Below are 22,320 nucleotides of genomic sequence, written 5' to 3' on the forward strand. Positions count from 1 at the left end.
GGTCCGGGGGAAGGGGAGGAAAGAACCCTTTTCAAAGGGGTTTTCCTCCCCTTCCCCCGGCCGCCGGAGGCATTCTTATCCCAGCTTGAGGCCGTTGGGGCAGGGTTTGTCGGGGGTGGCGAGGACGACGCCGTCGGTTCGGTAGAAGCCGGTGACCAGGCATTCGGAGCGCATGGGGCCGATCTGTTTGGGCGGGAAGTTGACCACGCCGACGATCTGTTTGCCGACGAGTTCCTCGGGCGTGTAGAGGTCGGTGATCTGGGCGCTGGACTTGCGGGTGCCGATGTCCTCGCCGAAATCGACCACGAGTTTGTAGGCCGGGACGCGGGCCTCGGGAAAGGGCTCGACCTTGACGATGGTGCCCACGCGCAATTCCACTTTTTCGAAATCGTTCCAGGATATGGTTTCCATGGGGCTCTCCGTTTGGTTGTGTTCGGGTGCAGGTACCACGTTTGCAGGACGCGAGAAAGGGGACCCGAGGGCCCCCTTTCCGGCTATGGGAATGGAGTGTGACGGAAACTATCTGCGCACGGCGTAGGCCGAGGATTTGCGGACAAGCGCGACGAGGGCGAGCACGCCCAGAACCATGACCAGGATGAGGTGCGTCCACTCGATGGCCAGTATCCAGGCCGGGTCCAGGGTCACGCCGGGCAGGTTGCGGTAGACGCGCAGCAGACCGGACGCGAGCAGCCCGCCCACGACCACGGCGCGGGCCAGACCCAGGCCGGTCAGGGTGAGTCGGCCCCGCCAGGCCTTGAGCCAATTGGCCGCGACCAGGGCGACCAGGAAGAGGAGACCGGCGCCCAGGACGTAATGGATCTTGTGGACCAGGAAGAAGTCGCCGGTCCAGGCCATGCCCGGCAGGGTGGTCAGGGCGTAGCGCTTGGCCAGGGGCATCTGCATGAACCCGGTGAAGGTCAGGGCGGCCACCAGCAGGATGAACAGCCGGGAAATCCAGGCGGGATAGGGTCTAGTCCTCATGATCGCCCTCCCCCTTGTTCAGCAGCTTGGAGCCCAGGCCGAGCACGCCCGCGGCGATGCCCGCCACCGGGGCGATGAACGCGGCCGCGGCCAAGTTGGTCTCGTCGGCCATGACGTCCTTGACCGGGCCCATGTGCGGCTTGCCGGGGCCGAGCGGACCGCGCTTCTGCTTGCCCGGTCCGGCAGTCTTGTTCGCGCCGGGCCCGGAGTCCCTGTCGATGGCCCGGTTGATGAGCTCGAACGGGACCGGGGAGACGTACAGGGTGTTGGTCCCGCCGTTCTCCTCCAGGCCATAGATGAACCCGGCCATCTCCTTGGCCAGTTCCTGGGCGCGGGCCACGATCTCATGGCGCGGGCCGATGGTCTGGACGTTCTCCGGGCAGACCGCGATGCACGCGGGCAGCTCGCCCTTGTCCAGGAGCTGGTAACAGCGGTCGCACTTGTACATGACCCCGTTGCCCGCCAGGCGCGGCATGAGGTGGCGGTACAGCCCCACGCCGGACTGGCGCTGGGGGATGTGCCACGGACAGACGGCCCGGCACTTGGCCCCGCCCATGCACAGGTTCGGGCTGATGCGGGTCAGGCCGTTGACCTGCTTGTTGGCCGCGCCGAAGGGACACATGTTGGCGCAGGGCGGGTTCTGGCAGTGCATGCACCGCCGGGGGATGTTGATATCAAAGGATTCGCCCCGGTACTCGACCTCGGCGTTCTGCAGGAAGAGCCAGTTGTAGGGCGTCAGCCGGTCGTCCACGTCGCGCAGGTCCGACCAGTCCTCGGGCTTGGCCCGACGGGACGGGAGCATGGCCGGGAACGGCTTGACCGGCTCCGGGAACTTGGCGGCGTTGGATTCGCGGCAGGCCTCCACGCAGGCGCCGCAGCCGATGCATTTGGACAGGTCGAGCAGGGTGGCCAGCTCGCCGTCCGACGGAGCGGGCACCCTTTCCTGCGCGGCCAGCGCGGGAGCGGCCGGAATCAGCGCCCCGGCAGAGCCCACGCCGAGGGTCTTGAGGAACCCGCGTCGGCTGATGGTCCCCGTCCGATGTTTCTTCTCTGCCATGTCGGTTTGCAACCTCGTCTTGGTAATGTTTGCGGACCGGACATCCTTCCGGCGTTCGACACATACCCTATAGGGGTATAATTCGGAAAGTCAACCCCGAGGTGCGCCTTGGGCGGCAATCCCGAAGAACGGGCCTGAGCCGGGACGGGAAACTGCCCTATTTTCGAACACCAACCCATTGTTATAATTAGACTTACGCCCACACCTCCCAACACGGCGTTTGACACGACAACCATTTCATTATAAGTATTCGATTCGGATTGTTAGTCCGCTCTTGATCGGAAGCTTCCATCGCATGGTACGGCCTGACCCCCAAGGCCGACCGGAACCAGGCCAGACGACCGAATTTCCTTCGAAGCCCGACAACGGTTGGGAGGCTTGACGTATGATTTCCAGAGGTAACGAGATGCTCAAAGACGACAAATACGCCGGCGGCAAGACCGCCAAACTCATCATCGACGATAAGACCTTCGAGCTGCCCGTGATCATCGGCACCGAAAACGAACACGCCATCGACATCACCTGTCTGCGAAGCGAGTCCGGGTACATCACCTACGACCCCGGCTACGCGAACACCGGCTCCTGCAAGAGCGACGTGACCTTTGTGGACGGCGAAAACGGCATCCTGCGCTATCGCGGCTATCCCATCGAGCAGCTGGCCGAACACGGCACGTTCATCGAGACCGCCTACCTGCTCATTTTCGGCGACCTGCCCACGCGCAGCCAGCGCCAGAAATTCCGCGACCTGCTCAGCGAGCAGGAGCTGTTGCACGAAGGCCTCCGCCACCATTTCGAAGGGTTCCCGTCCACCGGGCACCCCATGGCCATCCTGTCCGCCGTGATCAACGCGCTGGGCTGTTACCACCCGGACCTCCTGGAGATCGACTCCAAGGAGGACTTCCTGCGGGCCGCGGCCAAGATCATCTCCAAGGTGCGCACCATCGCGGCCTGGTCCTACCGCAAGGCCCAGGGGCTGCCCTTCATGTACCCGGACCCGAAACTCTCCTACTGCCGGAACTTCCTGCATATGATGCACTCCATCCCGCACCGCAACTATGAGCCCACGGACGCCCAGGTTCGCGCCCTGACCCTGTTCTTCCTGCTCCACGCCGACCACGAGCAGAACTGCTCCTGCTCCACCGTGCGCATGGTCCAATCCACCGAGGCCAACCTGTTCGCCTCGGTCTCGGCAGGCATCTGCGCCCTGTGGGGCCGCCTCCACGGCGGGGCCAACGCGGGCGTCATCGAGATGCTCGAACAGATCCACGAGGGCGGCACGTCCATCCCCGAGTACCTCGAGAAGGTCAAGCGCAAGGAATGCAAGCTCATGGGCTTCGGCCACCGCATCTACAAGTCCTTCGACCCGAGGGCCAGGATACTGCGCAAGGCCGCCCACGACATGCTCGAATCCACGGGCAACGACGATCCGCTGCTGGACATCGCCCTGGAGATGGCCGACGCGGCCATGAGCGACGACTACTTCATCGAGCGCAAGCTCTACCCCAACGTGGACTTCTACTCCGGCATCATCCTGCGCGCCCTGAACATCCCGGTAAACATGTTCACGGTGATGTTCGCCATCGGCCGCATGCCCGGCTGGATCGCCCACTGGTACGAGGCCTACGCCGACGGCACCACCAAGATCCACCGGCCGCGCCAGATATACACCGGGCGCGAACCCAGGGAGTACGTCCCCCTGGATTCCAGGCTCTAACGACGACAGACGTTTCGGACGGCCCCGGCTTCCCGGCCGGGGCCGTCGCTTCGCCCCGCCAAACCCCGTCCCGAAGGCCCTCCCATGCAGCCACGCGAAACCCACGGCGCATTCAGCTGGAACGAACTGATCACCACCGACCTCGAGTCCGCCAGGGCTTTCTATGGCAGGCTGTTCGGCTGGACGTTCGTGGAGTCCGAAACCATCTACGGAAACACCTACCTGGTAGCCTTCAAGGGCCAGGACATGGTCGGCGGCATGATGCTCAAGGACGGCAACGTCGCCGAGAACGTCGCGCCGTGCTGGGACCCGTACGTCACGGTGGACGACGTGGACGCCTCAGCGAAGGAGGCCGTCGCCCTCGGCGGCGAACTCCTGGTCCCGCCCACCGACATCCCGAACGTGGGCCGGTTCTGCGCCATCCGCGATCCGCAGGGGATAGCCCTGAATCTCGTCACATACGCCCGGAGCGCCGGTGAATAGGCGAAACGGATACGGGCTGAAGCCGGACGGGCCGGGTATGGAAATCCATCCGGCGATCCGGAAAATCGCCTGCGTGGCCTCGGATTCGCCCAAGGCGCGCGACGGTCTCAAACAGCTGGCCGACCGCTACGACCTGGTCCCGGCCAAGGAGGCCGACGTCCTGGTGGCTCTGGGCGGCGACGGGTTCATGCTCCAGACCGTGCACGACTACCTGGACACGGGCATCCCCATCTACGGCATGAACCGGGGGACCATCGGCTTCCTGCTCAACCGCTTCAAGCCCGACGGGCTCATGGAGCGGCTCAACCGGGCCCACCGCGTGCTCCTCAACCCCCTGGTCATGACCGCCGAGACCATCGGCGGGCGGACCAGTTCGGCCCTGGCCTTCAACGAGGTGGCCCTGCACCGCTACTCCCAGCAGTCGGCCAATATCCGGGTGAGCATCAACGGGCGCGAACGGCTGGACCGGCTCGTCTGCGACGGCGTCATGGTGGCCACCCCGGCCGGGAGCACGGCCTACAACCTGTCCGCCCACGGCCCGATCATTCCCATCGGGTCCAACGTCCTGGCCCTGACGCCGGTCAGCCCGTTCCGGCCCCGGCGCTGGAACGGCGCGCTTTTGCCCCACTCCGCCGAGGTGGAGTTCGAAATTCTCGACCCGGAACACCGTCCCGTGGGCGCGGCCGCCGACTCCTTCGAGGTCCGGGGCGTGGTCAAGGTGCGCGTGGTCGAGGACCATTCCCGGCCCGCCCTGGTCCTGTTCGACCCCGACCACTCCCTGGAGGAGCGCATCTTCAACGAACAGTTCGTGCACTGATCCCGGACCCCTCCATGGGGCGTATTGTACAACCGGGCAAATACGGTATAGTGTTGCCCGCAACGAACGAATTTCCCATTCCGGCCCACTTATACATCGTAATCAATGGCCGGAATCCACATCACACAGTAGGTAGAAATGGAAAACGACACAATGCATCCCGACAACGGGACCGAAACAACGGCAACCGGCCCCGCGCCGATCACCTTCGACACCCTGCCCGAGGCGCTGCGGCAAGCCTGCGAACGCGCCGGCTGGGACAAGCTCATGCCTGTCCAGGAACGGGCCATCCCCTTCCTCCTCGAAAACCAGGACGTCATGGTCCAGGCCCGCACGGGGTCCGGCAAGACCGGCGCCTTCGTGCTGCCGCTGGTGCACAAGCTCGACCGCACCCGGCACACCTGCCAGGCCCTGGTCATGGTGCCCACCCGCGAGCTGGCCAAACAGGTCGCCCAGGACGCGCGCATGCTGGCCGGTGACGACTTCAAGGTCGTGGCCGTGTACGGCGGCGTGGGCTACAAGGAGCAGCTCGACGCCTTCCGCGAGGGCGCGAACCTGGTGGTCGGCACACCCGGCCGCATCCTGGACCACCTCATGCGCCGCAACCTGACCTTGGACGACCTCAAGGTCGTCATCTTCGACGAGGCGGACCGCATGCTTTCCGTGGGCTTTTACCCGGACATGGTTGAGGTCAAGCGATACCTGCCGCGCAACATCGACGGCGCCTTCATGTTCTCGGCCACCTTCCCGCCCAGCGTGCTGCGCTTGGCCGAGGAGTTCATGGTCACGCCGCAGTTCCTGAGCCTCTCCTCGGACGAGGAGAACGTCTCGGCCATCGCCCACCAGTTCGTGGAGGTCCCGGCCATGGGCAAGGAGCGCAAGCTCATCAAGCTCATCGAGCTGGAGAACCCCTCCTCGGCGATCATCTTCTCCAACACCAAACGGAACGTGGAATTCACCGCCGCCCTGCTCTCCCAGTTCGGGTTCGACGCCGAGGGACTGACCTCGGACCTGACCCAGAACAAGCGCGAACAGCTCATGACCCGCATCAAGGCGGGCCAGCTGCGCTTCCTGGTGGCCACGGACGTGGCCGCGCGCGGCATCGACATCCCGGAACTGTCCCACGTGTTCATGATGGAGCCGCCCGAGGACCCGGAGTCCTATGTGCACCGCGCGGGCCGCACCGGCCGGGCCGGGGCCTCGGGAACGGCCATCACCATGGTGGACGTCATCCAGAAGATGGAGCTCGAGCGCATCGCCGCCCGGTTCAAGATCCACTTCGAGGAGATCAAGGACCCCACCGATGACGATGTGACCGCCATCATCGGGGAGCGGCTGACCGCCATGCTGGAAAAGAACTACCGCAAGCTGACCAACCTGCAGCGCGAGCGGGTCTCCCGCTTCCTGCCCCTGGCCAAGAAGTACGCCGAGGACGAGGAGTCCCTGGCCCTGCTGGCCATGCTCCTGGACGAGCTGTACCAGCCCACCCTGCACGGCAAACCCGCCGAGCCCGACACCACCGACGAACCCCGGCGCGAACGGCCCGCGCCCCGCGAACGCGGCGGCAGAAACCGCCGGTCCGCCGAGTCCCCCAGGGAACGGCGCTCCGACCGGCCCGCCCGGCCCGAGAAGCCGGTCCGCTCCGAACGCCCGGCCCGGGATGACGAGCCCAGCGAACCCCGCGAGCCCCGAGAACCTCGGGAGCCTCGCGAATCCCAAGAGCCGCGCGAGCCGCGTGCGCCCAGGGAACCGCGCGAACAGCGCGAGCCCCGGGAATCCCGGGAGCAACGTGAGCCCCGCGAACAGCGTGAGCCCAAAGGACAGCGTGAGCCCAAAGAACCCCGCGAACCGCGTGAGCCCAAGGAGCCGCGTGAGCCCAAGGAGCCGCGTGAACCCCAGGAGCCCCGCGAGCAGCGCGAACCCCGTGAACCCCAGGCGGCCAAGGAACAGTCCCGCCCGCCCAGGTCCAGGGGACGCCGGACGGCCAAGCCACAGGACGACCGGCCCGCGCCGGAACTCCGCGACATTTTCGATGAACCGCACGACGGCGGCTCCACCGGAAGCGAGGACGCGGAAGCCAGGCCCACCGTCAAGCGCCGCAGGCGCAGAAGGCGGCGCAAGCCCTCCGGCAACTAGGCCGTGGGCCGCGGGAACCTGATTCTCGGCCTGGCCGCAGGCTATCACTATGGCGACGTTCGCCCGTTTCTCGCCTCCCTGGACAGGGCGGCGTATGCGGGCGATCTCGTTTTCTTCGTCTCGGAAACCACCCGCGACCTCGACCGCATGCGCGCCCACGGGGCCGAGCTCCTGCCCATGGACCGGGCCCCGGGCCTCGAGGACGTGCCCTGCAACGGGCTGCGCTATTTCCTGTATCTGAAATATCTGCGGACCAGCGGCAAAACCTACGAGCGCATTCTGATCAGCGACGTGCGCGACGTGGTCTTCCAGCGCGATCCCTTCGCCTTCCCCTGGCCGGAGGGCGTCTGCTGCGCCCTGGAGGACCCCTCGGCCTCCGTGGGGTCCTGCCCGTTCAACGCCCGCTGGGTGCGCGAACACCTGGGCGAGGCCGCCCTGGCCGCCATCGCGGACCGGCCCGTGTCCTGTTCCGGGACCACCGTGGCCGACCACGCCTCCATGCTCGCCTATCTCGAACGGATGACCGGGCTGCTCCTGCCCCCGTCCACCGGCGAATGCATGGCCGGATACGACCAGGGCGTGCACAACCACCTCGTGCACACGGGCGGGCTCGCCGGCCTGACCCTGTTCGACAACGCGGGGCCGATCCTGACCCTGGCCCAGACCAGGGGCGAACCGGCGCTCGACGTGCGCGGCGAGGTCCTGAACCGGGCCGGGCGCGTCGCCCACCTGGTCCATCAATACGACCGCAAGCCGTCGCTCTTCAAAATGATCCGGGAGCGGTTCGCCTGATCCGGCGGCCGCCTGCCAAGGGCATCCGCCCTATTCGCCCACGCTGGCCCTGATCTCGCGCAGGGTCTCCAGGTTGTCCAGGAAGAGGTCCGTGAGCTCGGGGTCGAAATGGCGCCCCCGCTGCTCGCGGATGTGCGCGCACGCCTTATCCTCGGGCCAGGCCTCCTTGTAGGGCCGCCTGAAGGTCAGGGCATCGAACACGTCGGCCAGGGCCACGAGACGCCCCTCAAGCGGGATGTCCTCCCCGGCCAACCCCTCGGGATAGCCCGTGCCGTCCCACCGCTCGTGGTGGGTCAGGGCGATGCGCCGGGCCATGAACATGAGCCGGTTGTCGTGTTCGCCGATAATCTTCGCGCCGATGGTCGTGTGGGTCTTCATGATCTCCCACTCGTCCGGGTCGAGCCTGGCGGGCTTGGTCAGGATGTGGTCCGGGATGCCGATCTTGCCCACGTCGTGCATGGGGGCCGCGCTGTGGATGAGGTCGGCGGCCTCCTCGTCCAGACCGGCGGCCAGGGCCAGTGCGCGGCAATAGCCGCTCATGCGGACGATGTGCAGGCCGGTCTCGTTGTCCTTGTATTCGGCGGCCACGCTGAGCCTGCGGATGATCTGCAGACGGGTCTCGTAGAGGTCGCGGGAGCGCTCGGCCACCTTGCGCTCCAGGGCCAGGTTCTGGTTGTGCAGGGCCAGATGGGTGCGCACCCTGGCCAGGACAACGGCCGGGCTGACCGGCTTGGTGATGTAGTCCACGCCACCGACCTCGAACCCCCTGGTCTGGTCCTCCTCCTGATCTCGGGCCGTGACGAAGATGACCGGGATATTCCGGGAGCGCAGGTCGGCCTTGATCCGCTCGCAGACGGTGTACCCGTCCATGTAGGGCATCATGACGTCCAGGAGGACGATGTCCGGCGGCGTGCTAGAATGGACGATGTCCAGGGCCTCCTGGCCGCTGAGCGCCGCCAGGACTCGGTATTCGTCCTTCAACGTCTCCACCAGCAGGTCGAGATTCGTGGGGATGTCGTCCACCACCAGCACGGTCTGCTTTTCCCTGTCCGCCATGCAACCTCCGATATTTGCCCGACATACGCCTGTGTAAAATCATCCTCACCGGACAGTGCGCGGGCAATTATAATTGGAGTTTTTCCTTCGCGGGCCTTGCCATCCGCCGCAAATAGGCGGATAAATATCAGTTAGATAGCCAGATTGCGGCACAATAGGAAAAATTACCCGATTATAATACTTCGCGTGTTTGTTTTGCTGGTATCCTTTGTCCAAATCGATGCAACCCGACGGCACCGCACATTGAGAACGCCATGTTGAAGCACTACTCCGATATTTCCCTGGCTCTACGCAGTTTCCTTGGAACCGTCATCTTCCTGACCGCCCTCGCCGCCCTGGGCATCTACTTCCTGTACGCCCAGGCGGCGGATTCCATCGAGAAATCCCTTGAGTTGAACGAGTCCATCCACAACAGGATGGTGACCCAGAGCATCGACCTGGATCTCCAGGCCCTGTTCATGGACCTCTACCTGGTGGCCAACCATGTGGAGACCCGGCACTTTCTCCAGGGCCCGACCAAACGCAACCGCAGCGACCTCGACCGCGAACTCCTGGCCCTGAGCACCATCAGCGGAGCCTATGACCAGATTCGCATCCTGGGCAACGACGGCATGGAGCTGCTCCGGATCAACTACAACGACGGCCACCCCGCGCCGGTCCCCGTCGACAAGCTCCAGAACAAGGCCGACCGCTACTATTTCCTGGATTCCCTGTCCCTGATGAACGGCGAGATATATATCTCCCCCTTCGACCTGAACGTCGAGCACAAGCAGATCGAGATGCCCCTGAAGCCCATGATCCGGGTGTCCACCCCGGTCTACGACGACTCCGGGCGACGCATCGGCTTCGCCATCCTCAACTACTTCGGCAAGCGAATCATCGACCGCCTCGACGACGGCGGGCACCCGAATGGCGGTCCGATCATGCTCCTCAACGAGAACGGATATTGGCTCGCCTCCCCCTACCCGGAAAAGAACTGGGCCTTCATGTACCCCGGCCGTGAAAAGCTGCGCTTCAGCGTGGAATATCCCGAAGCGTGGGCACGGATTAAAGACCTGGAAGAGGGCCAGTTCTCCACCCGGAACGGCCTCTACACGGTCGGCACCATCCACGTCACGCCCGTGAAGACCGACCACGTCAAGGTGGCCCAATCCCACGAGTGGAAGGTGGTCTGCTTCACATCAAGGGAGGCTCTCCAGAGCAACATCATCGCAGTGCGCGCCCGCTACCTGGCCATCTTCGGGAGTATCTTCCTGCTGTCGGTCCTGATCGGCCTGACCAGGGCTCGGTTCGCCGCCGCCCGGGAGCGCAGCGCCCGGGAACTCGACGCCGTCCGCCGGGCCGCCGAGGAGGCCAACCGGGCCAAAAGCGACTTCCTGGCGCGCATGAGCCATGAAATCCGCACCCCCATGAACGCCATTATCGGCCTGACCCATCTGGCCCTCAAGACCGAACTGACGGCCAAGCAGTCGGACTACCTGTCCAAGGTCTCCCTGTCGGCCAAATCCCTGCTCGGGATCATCAACGACATCCTCGACTTCTCCAAGATCGAGGCGGGCAGGCTGACCATGGACGAGGCGGACTTCCTCCTGGACGACGTGTTCAACAACATCATCAACATGCTCGGCCTGACCGCGGAGCAGAAGGGCATCGAATTCCTGCTCATGGTCCGCAGCACTGTGCCCAACCAGCTCCGGGGCGATGCGCTCAGGCTGGGCCAGGTGCTGCTCAACCTGACCAACAACGCCGTCAAGTTCACGGAGAAAGGCGTGGTCGTCCTCCAGGCCCACCTCCTCGAGCAGGACAGGGTCAGGGCCGTCATCCGGTTCAGCGTCCGGGACACGGGCATCGGCATCAGCCGGGAGCACATGGACAGGCTGTTCCAGCCCTTCAGCCAGGCCGACGGCTCCATCACCCGCCAGTTCGGCGGTACCGGCCTGGGGCTGTCCATCTCGAAAAGACTGGTGGAGATTATGGGCGGCGAAATGACCGTGACCAGCGAGCCGGGCAAGGGCAGCGAGTTCTCCTTCACCATCCCCCTGAAGCTCCAGCCCAACCACGCGGACGACTCCTTTGAATATCCGATCGAGATCAAGGGGCTGCACGTCCTGGTGGTCGACGACAGCCGGATGTCGCGCATGGTCCTGTGCAAGGTTCTCGAGTCCTTCACCTTCAGGGTGGAGGAGGCGGAATGCGCCGTGGACGCCCTGGCCCTGCTCGAGGAACGGGACGAGACCGACCCGTTCCGGCTGGTCATCACGGACTGGAACATGCCGGACACCGACGGCATCCAGCTGGCCCTGCGCATCCGCAAGGACACGGACATAAGGCACGACCCCAAGATCATCATGCTCACGGCCTACGGCCAGGAGTCCATCCGCCTCCGGGCGCAGGAAGTCGGCATTGACGGGTACATGCTCAAGCCCTTCAACCGCTCCATCCTGTTCGACACCATCATGGACACCCTGACCGGCAACACCGACCGACGGCCCAGGCTGTCCGCCCGCGCGGAACAGGCCGGGGTGCCGCCCAACCTGCCCGGCGCGCACATCCTCCTGGCCGAGGACAACGAAATCAATCAGCAGGTGGCCCGGGAGATCCTCGAGGGCGCGGACATCCGCGTGACCATCGCCGACAACGGACGGGAGGCCTTGGATATGGCCATGGCCGAAGATTTCGACGCCGTGCTCATGGACATCCAGATGCCGATCATGGACGGGATCAAGGCGGCCAAGGCCATTCGCAAGGGGGGCAAGAACTCCCTGCCGATCATCGCCATGACCGCGCACGCCCTGGTGGGCGACCGGGAAAAGAGTCTCGAGGCGGGCATGAACGACCACGTGACCAAGCCCATCGACCCCGAGGATTTGATGCGGACCCTGTCCCGCTGGCTGCCGGATCGCGAAGGACAGGTCCCGCCCTGGTCGGTGAAGCCCGCCGAGAATCCGGACCGCATGCCCGACCTGCCCGGCGTGGACACGGCCCAGGGGCTGGCCAGGCTGCGCGGCAACGAGAAGCTCTACCGGAAGCTGCTCAACGATTTCGCCCAGGACAGCGACAGGCTCCTGGAAAAGCTCATGACCGACGCCTCGGCGGAGCGGTTTGAGGCGTGCCAGGGCGTGGTCCACAACCTCAAGGGCGTGGCGGGCAACATCGGGGCCGACCGGTTGCGCGAGACCCTCGCCCTGCTCGAGCAGGCCCTCCTGGGTGGCCAGGGAGACCTGCGCACCCGCCTGGACGAGGCTGTCCGCGAGGCCCGCCGGGTGACTTCGGGCATCCGCGAGGCGTACCCGCCCGAGGACGAGCCCGAGATTCCGGCCGCCGACCGCGGCCGGATCGAGGACCAGGGCGTCCGGGCCATGCTGCCAGAGCTCGAAACGCTTCTCGTCCTGCTCGAGCACCACGACATCGACGCGCAGAAAAGTTTCCTCTCCATCCGGAAGGAGCTGGAGGAAAGCGCCCCGTCCCATGTCAGGGAGCTGGCCCAACTCATCGGGCAGTTCGACTTCACCTCGGCAGCCGACACTCTCCGCCAACTCATGGAACAGTGCCGGGAGGACCACTGCCCGGACGAGGACCCCGGACTCGGGGGCTGATCCCGGCTCAGGCCGATCGCACGGCCCAGACGTGGAACTCGGCGCTTGCCTTGAAGCCCACGCCCACCGCGCCCTTGTGCAGGTAGTAGCAGAACGACCAGGTCGGGTCGTAGCCGCTGTCCGTGGCCGACCAGTAGGCCTCGCGCACGTCCGTGAAGGGATGGCCCGAAGGCAGGGCCGGGTCGGCCCGCGAACAGTCGGTCAGGGATTCCAGCTCCATGATGGCGGGCAGCCGCCAGGCCAGCCCGGTCTCGCGGGCCAGGGCCTCCACGGCCCGCCCCGCCGTTTCCCGGTCGACCATGCCCCCGGCCAGGTCGGTCCCGCACCGCCAGATCAGGCCGGTCATGCGGTCCTCGACCTCGCCGCCGCTTGCGCGAAACCTCGGTTCAGGCCAGGGGCGGCCCAGGCGCAGCGCCCCGTCCTGGCCGGTCCCGGCGCAGTCCACGGAAGCGCCGTCCGCGCCGAAACAGCCGGTCTGCCCGGTGGCCCACAGGACCCCGGACTCCCCGCGCACGGGCCAGACCACCGCGTCGTCCACCTTGCGGCCGAAGAACATCCGCCCGCCGCTGAACTGCACCCACCAGGCGTAGGCGTGGTCGCGGGCCGAGGTGGTGGCGGTCCAGCACTTGCCCGCCCATACGCGCTCGAAGGGATGGCCGGACGACAGGGCCGGTTCGCGCTCCCGGTGATCGACCAGGGAATAGAGCTCCCGCCGGTTGGGCAGCCGCCAGTCCGAAAAGCCAAAGCGGTTGTCGCGGTTCATGGCCTCGATGGCCTCGAACGCCTCGGGCCAGGACAGGCCGGTCTCGAAGGGCTGGGCCAGCCGGGGCCAGGCCAGCCCGGTCAGGCCGTCCTCGACGATATCTCCCCTGACCGTGAAGCGGGGCGTGCCGTCCGTCATCCCAGCATGTACCTCACGGTGTACCCGAAGGACGGATAGGCCCACGGTTGGGCCAGGAGGTCCTCGCGGGTCAGGGAGTGGCGGATGGCCATGCCGAAGATGTTGGCCACCTCCTCGGCGTGGGCGCCCAGGTAGTGCGCCCCGAGAATGCGGCCCGTGCTCCGCTCCACCAGGATGCGGTAGCCCGCGTGGGCCATGCCGAGCCGGTTGTGCTCGGACCACCTGGCCGCGTCGCCCTCATAGACCTTGAAATCGTAGCCCTGCTCGCTGGCCTGCTCCTCCAGGAGCCCGGCGCAGGCCAGGGTCGGGTGGGTGAAGACCGCCCCGGCCGTGCCCGAGAGGTCGGACCGGGCCGAGCCCTCTTCGAGGATGTTGCGGACCACGGTATCGGCCTGCAGGACGGCCACCGGGGTCAGGGGATGGCCCGGCTCCACGCAGTCGCCCGCGCCGAAAACCACGGGATTGGACACGCTGCGCATGTACTCGTCCACCTTGATGCCGCGACCGCTTTGTTCCACGCCCGCCTTGTCCAGGTCCAGGCCGTCCAGGTCGGGCACGCGGCCCGCGCCGCTCACCGCGGCGGCGGCCACGAACTCCATCTCCACGTCGTCGGGCCCGTTCACGAGCACGCGCACGCCGTCCTCGAACGGCTCCACCGCCTTGACCGGATGGTCGGTATGCACGGCGACGCCCTGGTCCTGCATGGCCTGGACCAGCTTGCGGCCCAGGACCTCGTCGAACCCCTTGAGCACGCGTCGGCTGCGGTGCAGGATGGTCGCCCTGGCCCCGGCCGCGGCCGCGATGCAGGCGAACTCGAAGGAGACGAACCCGCCGCCGATGAAGAGGATGGACTCGGGCAGGGTCTCCAGGTCGAGGAACCGGTCGCTGTTCAGGAGCAGCCCTTCGCCAGGGATGTCGAGCTTGCGCGGCACGGCCCCGGAGGCCACGACGATGTGCCGGGCCGTGAGCGGCCCGAGCTCCTCCACCTCCACGGTATCCGGTCCGGTGAACCTTGCCTCGCCCTGGATGGTGGTGATGCCCCGGCCGTGGAAGGAGTCGAAGACCCTGCCTGAGATGGGGTCGATGACCGAATGCTTGAAGCGCATGAGCGCGGCCCAGTCCACGCGCGCGTTGCCCGCCACGCCGTGGGTCGCCATGTCGCGCACCCGGAGGATCTCGTGGGTCATGTCGGCCAGGGTCTTCTTGGGCTCGCACCCGCGCAGCGGGCACACCCCGCCCCAGCCGTCCTTCTCCACCACGGCCACGTCCAATCCGGCCTCGCCGAGCCTGCGGGCGACGATGCCCCCCGCCGGGCCGGAACCGATCACGATCACGTCATATGTCTGTCGGGTCACTGGTCTGCTCCAGGTATGGTTCCAGGTTTGCGGCCCGCCCGAGGCGGACCCGTTCCGTCCATCCTCGCACATTCACGCGGAAAGTAAAGGGCGGGACGCTCCGACAAGGAAGCGTCCCGCCCCGGCGGGAAAAATCCGGCCCGGCCGAAGCTATCCGCAGACCGGTTCGGCCAGCCACTTGAGATTGCGCACCGACGAATAGCCCGCCCTGCCCGCCAGGAAATCCTCCAGCCGGGCGCGCTGCTCCACGGCCAGCAGGGGCAGCAGGGGCTGCTTCACGCGCGGGATGCGCTCCAGGCTCTCGCGGATGCGCGCGTCCCATTCGTCGCCGAACACGTCGATGTCGTCCAGCCGCAGGTGCTCGCGGCAGTCCACGCAGCCGCAGCAGATGGCGTAGGGCTCCTGGATGTTGAGCAGCCCGTACTCGGTGGTCAGCTCCTCCCCGGCCGCGATGTCGCGCACCGCGATCTCCAGGTTGTAGTCCGTCATCATGGTGGTCGGGTGGCAGTTGTGGTTCATGTACCGGGCGTGGTCCCAGCTCAGGACCAGGTTGCCGCACTTGTCGTGGTACATGTACGTTTCCATGGCCGCGCGCTGGGCCTCGGGCAAGGCCCAAAACGCCTCGCGGCTCAGACTCACGTCGAACCGGTCGCGGACCACCACGACGGTCCCCCTGGGGATGGGGGCGGTGGCGAACACGCCGACGCCGATGGACGGGTCCCCGGACAGGACCCTGGTATGGGGATGGATCATCTGCGGCCTCGTCTAATAGATGTAGCGCACCTGGTGCCGCTCGGCCTCGATGCGGTTGTAGATGGAGCGCATGATGCGCTCGTAGAGCTCGTCGCCCAGAACCAGGTCCTCGATGCCCGCGTCCACGTTGGGGTTGTCGTTGACCTCGATGACGTAGGCCTTGCCGCCCATGTCCTTGAGGTCCACCCCGTAGAAGCCGTTGCCGATGAGGGACGAGGCCTGGACCGCCGCCTTGAGGATGTGGGGCGGAACCTTGTCCACGGGCATGGTCTCGGACCGCCCGCTGAAGTCGTTGCCGTCCTGGTCCTCGCTCTCCTGCCAGTTGTAGATCTGCCAGTGGTTGTTGGCCATGTAGTACTTGCAGGCGAACAGCGGCTTGTTGTCGAGCAGCCCCACCCGCCAGTCAAAGGCCGAGACCAGGAACTCCTGGGCGATGACCAGGTCCGTGTGCTTGAACATGTCGACCAGCTTGTCGCCCAACTCCTCCACCGAGGACACCCGGAACACGCCTAGGGAAAAAGAGCTCTCGGGCAGCTTCAGGACCAGGGGCAGGGGCAGGGTGCTCAGGAACTTGGGCGTGCACTCCTTGCGCGTCAGGTGCCAGCCGCGCGGCTGGTTGACCCCGGCATGGGCCAGCCGCTCCTGGAGGTAGACCTTGTTGGAGCAGAGCATGATGGACCACGGGTCGTCCACGACCACCAGCCCCTCGGTGTAGGCGTGCCGGGACATGGCGTAGGTGTGGTTGTCCATGGCCGTGGTCTCGCGGATGAACAGGGCATCGAACTCGCAGATGCGCCGGTGGTCCGCCTTGGTGATGAACTCCACGAAAAAGCCCACCTTCTCGGCGGCCTTGCGAAATTTCTCCAAGGCCATGGGGCTGGACGGCGGCGTGGGCTCGGACGCGTCGGCCAGGATGGCCAGGTCGTACTGGTAGCTCTTGAGCCTGGGCCGGTTGTAGCGCTTCTTCAGGCAGAAGGCCTCCAGGGCCGTGCGCAGCAGCTCGGGCCACTCCCTGGCCACCTGCCGGAGGTGCAGAAGCTTGACCTTGCGGAACTTCCAGCCGTCCTCCTGGCGCTCCATGGTGATGGTGAAAAACGGGATGGCGAACAGGGAAAAGAGCTTGCGGGCCAGCTCCGCCCGGCACGGGTCCGGGGTGCGCCCGAGGATGATGGTCAGCTCCAGAAGCGCGCCCTTGTCGGGCAGCGACGACCTCGGGTGGAGGGTGTCCTTGAGCTCGTCGAGCAGGCTCTGCGCCACCAGCGGGGTGGTCACGTCCTTCACGGTCATGACCGAAGGGGTCACGCGGTGGTTGCGGGCCGTGGCCAGCAGGGAGACGTAGTAGCCCATGGAGTGGGTCTTGTACGAGGTGCACAGGTTCAGGACGTGGAACCGGTTGGACCCGGCGTAGTTGGTGTCCGCCAGGTAGTCCGTGGCCGAGCAGAACTGCACGCCGGGGCAGCAGTCCCGGACCCGGCCCGGCTCGTCGACCACGATGACCACGCTCTCGGGCGACCCATCGCGGTTCAGCGGCGACAGGACCATGCGCACGGCGGGCTCGCCCGGGCCGTAGTAGTCGGCCAGAGAGCGCACCGGCTCGAAGCCGAACTTGCGGTACCAGTTGACCAGCTTGGGATTGTTCATGTCCGCTTCCAGGGTGACGCGCTCGTACCCGTGGCTGGCCGCGAACTCCACGATGTGCCGGACCAGGGCCTCGCCCAGGCCGAGCATGCGGTGCTCCTTGAGAATGGCCAGGGAGTAGACGCGCAGGGAGCGCTTGTACTGGAAGACCACGGCGCACCCGGCCGGGACCGGTTTTTTGCGCTTGGCCCTGCCTTCGATGACCAGGGCCAGCTGGGACGGGCTGGTGATGCTGTGCCTCAGGCTGGCCTTTGAGGATCGTCGGTTTTCGCTGAAGCCGGTCCGCTCGCAGGCCTCGAATAGAGGCAGGTCGTCCAGGGTCGCCGGACGAACGGAAGAGGATGGAAAGGAGACGGCTGGCGTCTCGCACGCAAGGCTCATGAAGCCTCCCGAAGTTGCAGACTGCCCGGGCCGCAATCACGCGCCCGAGAATGGCACTCCCATATACCCGGTTTTCAGGGAGGTAAACAGAAATCGCGAGGGTGCGGCGCACCTTTTTCGCATCCGTTTATTCCCGACCGGACGCCGTTTCTCCCGGACGCAGGCAGCCCAGGAACGCCTCAGGCGTGAAACGGGCGGGACGGACCGCTAACCGGGCGCAGAGCCGGGCCACCTGGCACGGCAGCAGGCCGCAGGATTCAAGCAGCTCCTCGCGGGTGAACAGCTCGGCCACGGGGCCGTCGAAACGCAGCCGCCTGGACTCCAGGCAGACCGCCCGATCGCAGTTCTCGGCCACGAAATCCATGTCGTGGCTGATGAGCACCACCGCCCTGCCCTGTTCGCCGAGCCGGTCCAGGGCCGAGGCCAGCAGCCCGGCCTCGAAGGCGTCCAGCCCGGCCGTGGGTTCGTCCAGGACCAGCAGGGGCGTGTCCATGGCCACCACCGAGGCGAGCGCCAGCCGCTTGCGCTCGGACCATCCCAGGTCGTAGGGATTGGCCGCATCAAGCCCGTCCAGGCCGAACAGGGTCATGGCTTCGGCCGCGAGCTCGGCCGTGCGTTCGGGCGAAAAGCCGAGGTTGCGCGGGCCGAAGGCGACCTCGTCGGCCACCCGCCCCTTGCAGATCTGGTCGTCCGGGTTCTGGAAAAGCAGAGCCGCCCTGCCGGCCAGCACGGCCACGGGCACGTCCGCCGTGGGCTTGCCGTCCAACCATACCTCGCCCGAGGACGGGCGCAGCAGCCCGTTCAGGTGCCGGGCCAGGGTCGACTTGCCCGAGCCGTTGCGGCCCACCAGAGCGATGCGCTCCCCGGCCCCGATGGACAGGGAAACGTCGCGCAGGGCCTCGGTCCCGTCGGGATAGGCGAAGGTCACGCCGCGCAGTTCGGCCAGCATCAGCGGCCCCTCCTTCGTCCGGCTTCGAGCCCGGCCACGGCGCTTTCCAGGGTGGCCGCCAGGGGCCGGTCCGCGTCCCACATCCCCCGCTCCCGGGCCAGCCGGGCCACCTCGGTGTAGCGGTTGCCGGACAGACCGATGCGGGCCAGTTCGGGCGCAGCCAGGACCTCGGCGGGCGGGCCGTCCAGGACGATGCGCCCGCCATCCAGAACCAGGACCCGGTCCGCGAACCGGGCGATCCACTCCAGGCGGTGCTCGGCCAGGATCACGGTGCGCCCCTCGCGGCACAGGCCGTCCAGGGTCTCGAAGACCCGGACCGCGCCGCTCGGGTCGAGAAAGGTGGTCGGCTCGTCCAGGACCAGGACATCGGGGTCGCCGACCAGGACCGAGGCCAGGGCGACCTTCTGCTGCTGGCCGCCGGACAGCTGCGCGGGCGAACGGCGGGCCAGATCCGCTATCCCGGCCAGACGCAGAGCCCGCTCCACGCGCTCGGCCATGAGGTCGCGCGGAACGCCCCGGTTCTCCAGGCCGAAGGCGACCTCCTCGAACACGGTGAAGCGCGCGCCGGAGAACTGGCTGGCCGGGTTCTGCATGACCAGCCCCACGCGCAGGGCCAGGTCGGCCACGTCGGATTCCCGCGTGTCCAGGCCGTCCACCAGGACCCGCCCGGCCATGTCCCCGCCGTAGAGGTGCGGAATGACCCCGGCCAGGGCGTAGCACAGGGAGGTCTTGCCCGCGTTGTTGCGCCCGACGAGCGCCGTGAACGAGCCCTCCTCGATGTCGAAGGTGATGCCGTCCAGTGCGGGCCGATCGGCCGCCGGATAGGTGTAGGCGAGGTTGTCGAGGGAGATGTTCAACACCATGGCTCAGCTCAGGAAAAAGGTCTTGATCTCGCGCACCAGCGCGTCCGGCTGCTCCTCGATGACCAGGTGCCCGGTTCCGGGCAGCTCCACCAGGGTCGAGCCGGGGATCATCCGGTTGAGCAGGCGGCCCTGCTCGGGCGGTATCCAGGCGTCCTTCCCGCCCCACAGGATGAGCACGGGCCGCTCAATGGACGAATACAGGTCCTGGACCTCGTCGGTGTAGCGGCTGTCGGCCTGGGCCATCTGCCGGTAGAAGGCGGCCCTGCCTTCCTCCCCGGTCCAGGGGGCGACGATCCCGGCCAGGGTGTCTTCGGGGATGGGGGAAACGGCGGCGGACCCGACGTAGGCCCTGACCACCGCCTCGTGGATATATTCGGGCAGCCCGGCAAAGGCGGCCTCGTGCTCGCGGACATGGCGGAAGAACGGCGAGCCCCACGGCGAAACGGCCACCGGGTCGATGAGCGCGATCTTCCGAAAGTCGGCCTTGTCCAGCAGGTGGGCGCGCAGGACGGTCGCGCCGCCGAAATCGTGGCCGACCACGAACGGACGCTCAAGCCCCCAGAACCCGATCAGGGCGTCCAGGAGCCGGTTCTGCACCCCGAGGGAGACGTCGTTGTCCGATTTGTCCGACTGGCCATAGCCGAGGAGGTCGAACAGGTGGACCCGGAACGAATCGGCCAGCCCCCGGGCCAGATGGCGCAGGTTGAACGAGGACCAGGGCGTGCCGTGGACCAGGACCAGGGGCTCCCCCTGCCCCATCACGTCGCAGGCCACATCCCGCCCCTGAAAGGTGAATGTCTGTCGCAGATTCCAATCCGTATCGGCCATGGGGCTCCTTTTTGTCCTCTGCCGGACGCGTCCGAATCCGGCACCGCGCAAGGCGGTTCCGGGCAGCCTATGCGGCGAGACCCATTTTTACAACAATCCAGTACGCGGCGATGCCCAGACAGGCGGCCAGCATGGCCCACCGGGACCGCCGCTGGGCCGGTGAATCGGGCACCTCCCGCCAGGCGGTCCGGGCCGAGCGCGAGTTGAAGCCGCGCACCTCAAGGGCCACGGCGCGCTGCTCGATGTCCATGATCGCGCCGAGCAGGAACGGCTTGACCAGGGGGAAGAGTCCCTTGGCGCGCTTGAACAAGCCGCCCTCGGAGTCCAGGCCGCGCGCCCGCTGGGCCGCCTGGACCGTGGCCGCGCGCGCCCGCATGGCCGGGAGCATGAGCAGCGGGCTGCCCACCAGGAAGGCCAGCTTGGGCGACCATCCGGCCTGGGTCACGGCCGTGACCATGTCCGCCGGATGGGTGCACAGGACGAAGAGCAGGGAGGCGGACAGGAGCACTGCCACCTGGAGCAGGATGGTCCCGGCAAAGACGAGCCCCTCGCGGTACACGGCGATCCCGTGCCAGACCGCGATCGCGGTGCGGTTGCCGGGGTACAGCAGCCCGTGGATGGGGATCATGAAGAGCATGAGCGGGAGCATGATCCGCCAGAGCAGCCCCCACGCCCTGGTCGCGGCCCCGGCCGTAAGCAGCAGGCAGCCGTTCAGGGCCAGGAGCGCGGCGCAGACGAGCCACTGCCCGGCGAGGGTGAGCGACGGCGCGCCGTAGGCCAGGGCCCCGGCAAGCAGGACCCAGGCCAGCTTGGTCAGCGGGTTGAGCGCATGGACGAAGGAGCGGCCCTCGACGAAGAGGGTCGTGCCCGTGGGGGAACCCTTCATGGACGATGCGGCACGGCTAGGAAACCGACTGCACGCCGGGGAAGCGGGCCGTGGTCCGTGCGGGCATGGCCTTGACCACGCCCCAGGCGATCAGGGCCGTGACCACCTTGTCCAGCAGGTTCGAGGTGAAGACCATGACCACCACCGAGCCGAACAGGTCGTTGCCCAGGGCGAGCATGTAGGCGGTGAAGAAGTCCCCGCCGGAGCCGGTGATGCCGCCGAACATGTACAGCCGGATGGGCACGGCCACGATGGAGTTGAACACGGTGATGATCACGCCGCTGACGATGGCCAGCCACCAGGTGCGGAACAATCCCCAGCGGGCGCACAGCCCGGCCACGATGCCGATGACCATGGCCACGGGCGCGAACGCGGCGGCCACGGGCGAGGAGATCACGCCCCAGATGAGGTTGGTCAGCAGGCCGGTCAGGCCGCCCGCCCAGGGCCCGGCCAGCACGCCGACCAGGACCGTGCCGATGGAATCGAGAAAGACCGGCAGCTTGAGCAGCGAGACGAGCTGCCCCACCACGATGTTCAGGACGATGGCCACGGCGATCAGCACAAAGGTGAACGTGCTGAATTCCTTCTTTAATTGCTCGGAAATACGCATACCCCTACTCCTCTTCCGGTTTCATGGTTTCCACCGCCAGCTCCGGGTACCCGGTCCGCGGGTCGAACGGCCTCGTGAAGCGCACGCCGGGCAGCAGGCCGACCACGATCTCCGCCGTGGTGTAGACCCGGCAGCCCAGCATCAGGTGCCCCCCGATGGTCCCGCCCTCGCCGTCGGAAACGGCGATGTGGCAGTGCGCCCCGTCCGGCGACAGCACGCCGGTCAGCGAAACGATCTCGAAATGCCCGGCAAGGGAGGTTGACTCCGGGTGGTTGGCGAAGCGGATGACCGCCGTGGTCAGGCTGCCCACGCAGGCCAGGACGCACCCCGCCCCGGCCCCGGTTTCCGCAAACAGCCGCTCCAGCTCCGCGAGCAGATCCTGCCCCGGCGCGAGCCGCGTCGCCTCCGTGGCCATCGTTGTCCGAGACTCCATCATCGCTCCTCCCAAACGGTTCCATTTTCCGTCCCGCAACGGGAGAACCCGGCGAGGCCACTGGATCACCTTCTACTATTTCACCCTTCAA

The 22,320-nt window shown here is 66.8% G+C and carries 20 protein-coding genes; 6 read left to right on the forward strand and 14 right to left on the reverse strand.

The annotated features are described in order from the left end of the window. Positions 1 to 75 precede the first annotated feature (75 nt). From AB6M95_RS00005 to AB6M95_RS00015, 3 genes are all read right to left on the reverse strand, one after another. Positions 76 to 411 (reverse strand): tRNA-binding protein, encoded by a 336-nt coding sequence (locus AB6M95_RS00005; RefSeq protein ID WP_371384670.1) that lies wholly within the window; start codon positions 409 to 411, stop codon positions 76 to 78. A gap of 108 nt (positions 412 to 519) precedes the next feature. Next, complete coding sequence (locus tag AB6M95_RS00010) at positions 520 to 981, reverse strand: 4Fe-4S ferredoxin (RefSeq protein ID WP_371384671.1); 462 nt, start codon at positions 979 to 981, stop codon at positions 520 to 522. Continuing rightward, a complete protein-coding gene (locus AB6M95_RS00015; RefSeq protein ID WP_371384672.1) occupies positions 971 to 2,038 on the reverse strand; it encodes a 4Fe-4S dicluster domain-containing protein in 1,068 nt (355 codons plus the stop codon). Before AB6M95_RS00015 ends, AB6M95_RS00010 begins: the two co-directional genes overlap by 11 nt. 385 nt (positions 2,039 to 2,423) lie before the next feature. Between AB6M95_RS00015 and AB6M95_RS00020 the strand changes: the two genes are divergently transcribed. The 5 genes from AB6M95_RS00020 (at position 2,424) to AB6M95_RS00040 (ending at position 7,980) form a co-directional block, all read left to right on the forward strand. After that, on the forward strand, positions 2,424 to 3,752 hold the full coding sequence (locus AB6M95_RS00020; protein ID WP_371384673.1) for a citrate synthase: 1,329 nt from the start codon (positions 2,424 to 2,426) through the stop codon (positions 3,750 to 3,752). 84 nt (positions 3,753 to 3,836) lie between these two features. Continuing rightward, entirely contained in the window at positions 3,837 to 4,235 is a 399-nt protein-coding gene (locus AB6M95_RS00025; protein WP_371384674.1) for a VOC family protein, read from the forward strand. A 37-nt stretch (positions 4,236 to 4,272) separates the two neighbouring features. Then, positions 4,273 to 5,052: an NAD kinase gene (locus tag AB6M95_RS00030; protein ID WP_371384675.1), complete on the forward strand. Its 780-nt coding sequence runs from the start codon at positions 4,273 to 4,275 to the stop codon at positions 5,050 to 5,052. 138 nt (positions 5,053 to 5,190) lie between these two features. Continuing rightward, entirely contained in the window at positions 5,191 to 7,188 is a 1,998-nt protein-coding gene (locus AB6M95_RS00035; RefSeq protein ID WP_371384676.1) for a DEAD/DEAH box helicase, read from the forward strand. A gap of 3 nt (positions 7,189 to 7,191) precedes the next feature. Continuing rightward, entirely contained in the window at positions 7,192 to 7,980 is a 789-nt protein-coding gene (locus tag AB6M95_RS00040; RefSeq protein WP_371384677.1) for a hypothetical protein, read from the forward strand. A 30-nt stretch (positions 7,981 to 8,010) separates the two neighbouring features. Here the strand turns inward: AB6M95_RS00040 and AB6M95_RS00045 are convergent, their stop codons facing one another. After that, a complete protein-coding gene (locus tag AB6M95_RS00045) occupies positions 8,011 to 9,036 on the reverse strand; it encodes an HD-GYP domain-containing protein (protein WP_371384678.1) in 1,026 nt (341 codons plus the stop codon). A 254-nt stretch (positions 9,037 to 9,290) separates the two neighbouring features. Between AB6M95_RS00045 and AB6M95_RS00050 the strand changes: the two genes are divergently transcribed. After that, complete coding sequence (locus AB6M95_RS00050) at positions 9,291 to 12,632, forward strand: hybrid sensor histidine kinase/response regulator (protein ID WP_371384679.1); 3,342 nt, start codon at positions 9,291 to 9,293, stop codon at positions 12,630 to 12,632. 7 nt (positions 12,633 to 12,639) lie between these two features. On the opposite strand, the gene AB6M95_RS00055 is transcribed toward AB6M95_RS00050, so the two are convergent. The 10 genes from AB6M95_RS00055 to AB6M95_RS00100 all read right to left on the reverse strand — a co-directional run bounded on the left by AB6M95_RS00055 (position 12,640) and on the right by AB6M95_RS00100 (position 22,232). After that, positions 12,640 to 13,533, reverse strand: coding sequence for an Lcl C-terminal domain-containing protein (locus tag AB6M95_RS00055; protein ID WP_371384680.1), 894 nt, complete (start codon positions 13,531 to 13,533; stop codon positions 12,640 to 12,642). Continuing rightward, on the reverse strand, positions 13,530 to 14,888 hold the full coding sequence (locus AB6M95_RS00060; RefSeq protein ID WP_371384681.1) for a dihydrolipoyl dehydrogenase family protein: 1,359 nt from the start codon (positions 14,886 to 14,888) through the stop codon (positions 13,530 to 13,532). Before AB6M95_RS00060 ends, AB6M95_RS00055 begins: the two co-directional genes overlap by 4 nt. A 150-nt stretch (positions 14,889 to 15,038) precedes the next feature. After that, positions 15,039 to 15,641: an SET domain-containing protein gene (locus AB6M95_RS00065; RefSeq protein WP_371384682.1), complete on the reverse strand. Its 603-nt coding sequence runs from the start codon at positions 15,639 to 15,641 to the stop codon at positions 15,039 to 15,041. 12 nt (positions 15,642 to 15,653) lie between these two features. After that, a complete protein-coding gene (locus tag AB6M95_RS00070; protein WP_371384683.1) occupies positions 15,654 to 17,660 on the reverse strand; it encodes a GNAT family N-acetyltransferase in 2,007 nt (668 codons plus the stop codon). A 127-nt stretch (positions 17,661 to 17,787) separates the two neighbouring features. Then, entirely contained in the window at positions 17,788 to 18,609 is an 822-nt protein-coding gene (locus AB6M95_RS00075; RefSeq protein ID WP_371384684.1) for an energy-coupling factor ABC transporter ATP-binding protein, read from the reverse strand. After that, positions 18,609 to 19,472 (reverse strand): energy-coupling factor ABC transporter ATP-binding protein, encoded by an 864-nt coding sequence (locus AB6M95_RS00080; RefSeq protein WP_371384685.1) that lies wholly within the window; start codon positions 19,470 to 19,472, stop codon positions 18,609 to 18,611. Before AB6M95_RS00080 ends, AB6M95_RS00075 begins: the two co-directional genes overlap by 1 nt. 3 nt (positions 19,473 to 19,475) lie before the next feature. After that, entirely contained in the window at positions 19,476 to 20,300 is an 825-nt protein-coding gene (locus AB6M95_RS00085) for an alpha/beta fold hydrolase (protein ID WP_371384686.1), read from the reverse strand. A gap of 67 nt (positions 20,301 to 20,367) precedes the next feature. After that, positions 20,368 to 21,186 carry an energy-coupling factor transporter transmembrane component T family protein gene (locus AB6M95_RS00090; RefSeq protein WP_371384687.1) on the reverse strand — a complete coding sequence of 273 codons (819 nt, stop codon included), beginning with the start codon at positions 21,184 to 21,186 and terminating at the stop codon, positions 20,368 to 20,370. A 16-nt stretch (positions 21,187 to 21,202) separates the two neighbouring features. After that, positions 21,203 to 21,796 carry an ECF transporter S component gene (locus tag AB6M95_RS00095; RefSeq protein ID WP_371384688.1) on the reverse strand — a complete coding sequence of 198 codons (594 nt, stop codon included), beginning with the start codon at positions 21,794 to 21,796 and terminating at the stop codon, positions 21,203 to 21,205. A gap of 4 nt (positions 21,797 to 21,800) precedes the next feature. Further along, on the reverse strand, positions 21,801 to 22,232 hold the full coding sequence (locus AB6M95_RS00100) for a PPC domain-containing DNA-binding protein (RefSeq protein ID WP_503366743.1): 432 nt from the start codon (positions 22,230 to 22,232) through the stop codon (positions 21,801 to 21,803). Positions 22,233 to 22,320 lie beyond the last annotated feature (88 nt).

Origin of the sequence: Pseudodesulfovibrio karagichevae (assembly GCF_041414475.1) — a bacterium.
GTDB lineage: Bacteria > Desulfobacterota > Desulfovibrionia > Desulfovibrionales > Desulfovibrionaceae > Pseudodesulfovibrio > Pseudodesulfovibrio karagichevae.

Bases quoted from the DNA above. Each gene is read 5' to 3' on its own strand.
- AB6M95_RS00055 (WP_371384680.1), bottom strand. From the start codon at position 13,533: ATGACGGACGGCACGCCCCGCTTCACGGTCAGGGGAGATATCGTCGAG.
- AB6M95_RS00010 (WP_371384671.1), bottom strand. From the start codon at position 981: ATGAGGACTAGACCCTATCCCGCCTGGATTTCCCGGCTGTTCATCCTG.
- AB6M95_RS00020 (WP_371384673.1), top strand. From the start codon at position 2,424: ATGATTTCCAGAGGTAACGAGATGCTCAAAGACGACAAATACGCCGGC.
- AB6M95_RS00015 (WP_371384672.1), bottom strand. From the start codon at position 2,038: ATGGCAGAGAAGAAACATCGGACGGGGACCATCAGCCGACGCGGGTTC.
- AB6M95_RS00045 (WP_371384678.1), bottom strand. From the start codon at position 9,036: ATGGCGGACAGGGAAAAGCAGACCGTGCTGGTGGTGGACGACATCCCC.
- AB6M95_RS00100 (WP_503366743.1), bottom strand. From the start codon at position 22,232: ATGATGGAGTCTCGGACAACGATGGCCACGGAGGCGACGCGGCTCGCG.
- AB6M95_RS00095 (WP_371384688.1), bottom strand. From the start codon at position 21,796: ATGCGTATTTCCGAGCAATTAAAGAAGGAATTCAGCACGTTCACCTTT.
- AB6M95_RS00075 (WP_371384684.1), bottom strand. From the start codon at position 18,609: ATGCTGGCCGAACTGCGCGGCGTGACCTTCGCCTATCCCGACGGGACC.
- AB6M95_RS00070 (WP_371384683.1), bottom strand. From the start codon at position 17,660: ATGAGCCTTGCGTGCGAGACGCCAGCCGTCTCCTTTCCATCCTCTTCC.
- AB6M95_RS00090 (WP_371384687.1), bottom strand. From the start codon at position 21,186: ATGAAGGGTTCCCCCACGGGCACGACCCTCTTCGTCGAGGGCCGCTCC.
- AB6M95_RS00080 (WP_371384685.1), bottom strand. From the start codon at position 19,472: ATGGTGTTGAACATCTCCCTCGACAACCTCGCCTACACCTATCCGGCG.
- AB6M95_RS00030 (WP_371384675.1), top strand. From the start codon at position 4,273: ATGGAAATCCATCCGGCGATCCGGAAAATCGCCTGCGTGGCCTCGGAT.
- AB6M95_RS00085 (WP_371384686.1), bottom strand. From the start codon at position 20,300: ATGGCCGATACGGATTGGAATCTGCGACAGACATTCACCTTTCAGGGG.
- AB6M95_RS00025 (WP_371384674.1), top strand. From the start codon at position 3,837: ATGCAGCCACGCGAAACCCACGGCGCATTCAGCTGGAACGAACTGATC.
- AB6M95_RS00005 (WP_371384670.1), bottom strand. From the start codon at position 411: ATGGAAACCATATCCTGGAACGATTTCGAAAAAGTGGAATTGCGCGTG.
- AB6M95_RS00065 (WP_371384682.1), bottom strand. From the start codon at position 15,641: ATGATCCATCCCCATACCAGGGTCCTGTCCGGGGACCCGTCCATCGGC.
- AB6M95_RS00050 (WP_371384679.1), top strand. From the start codon at position 9,291: ATGTTGAAGCACTACTCCGATATTTCCCTGGCTCTACGCAGTTTCCTT.
- AB6M95_RS00035 (WP_371384676.1), top strand. From the start codon at position 5,191: ATGGAAAACGACACAATGCATCCCGACAACGGGACCGAAACAACGGCA.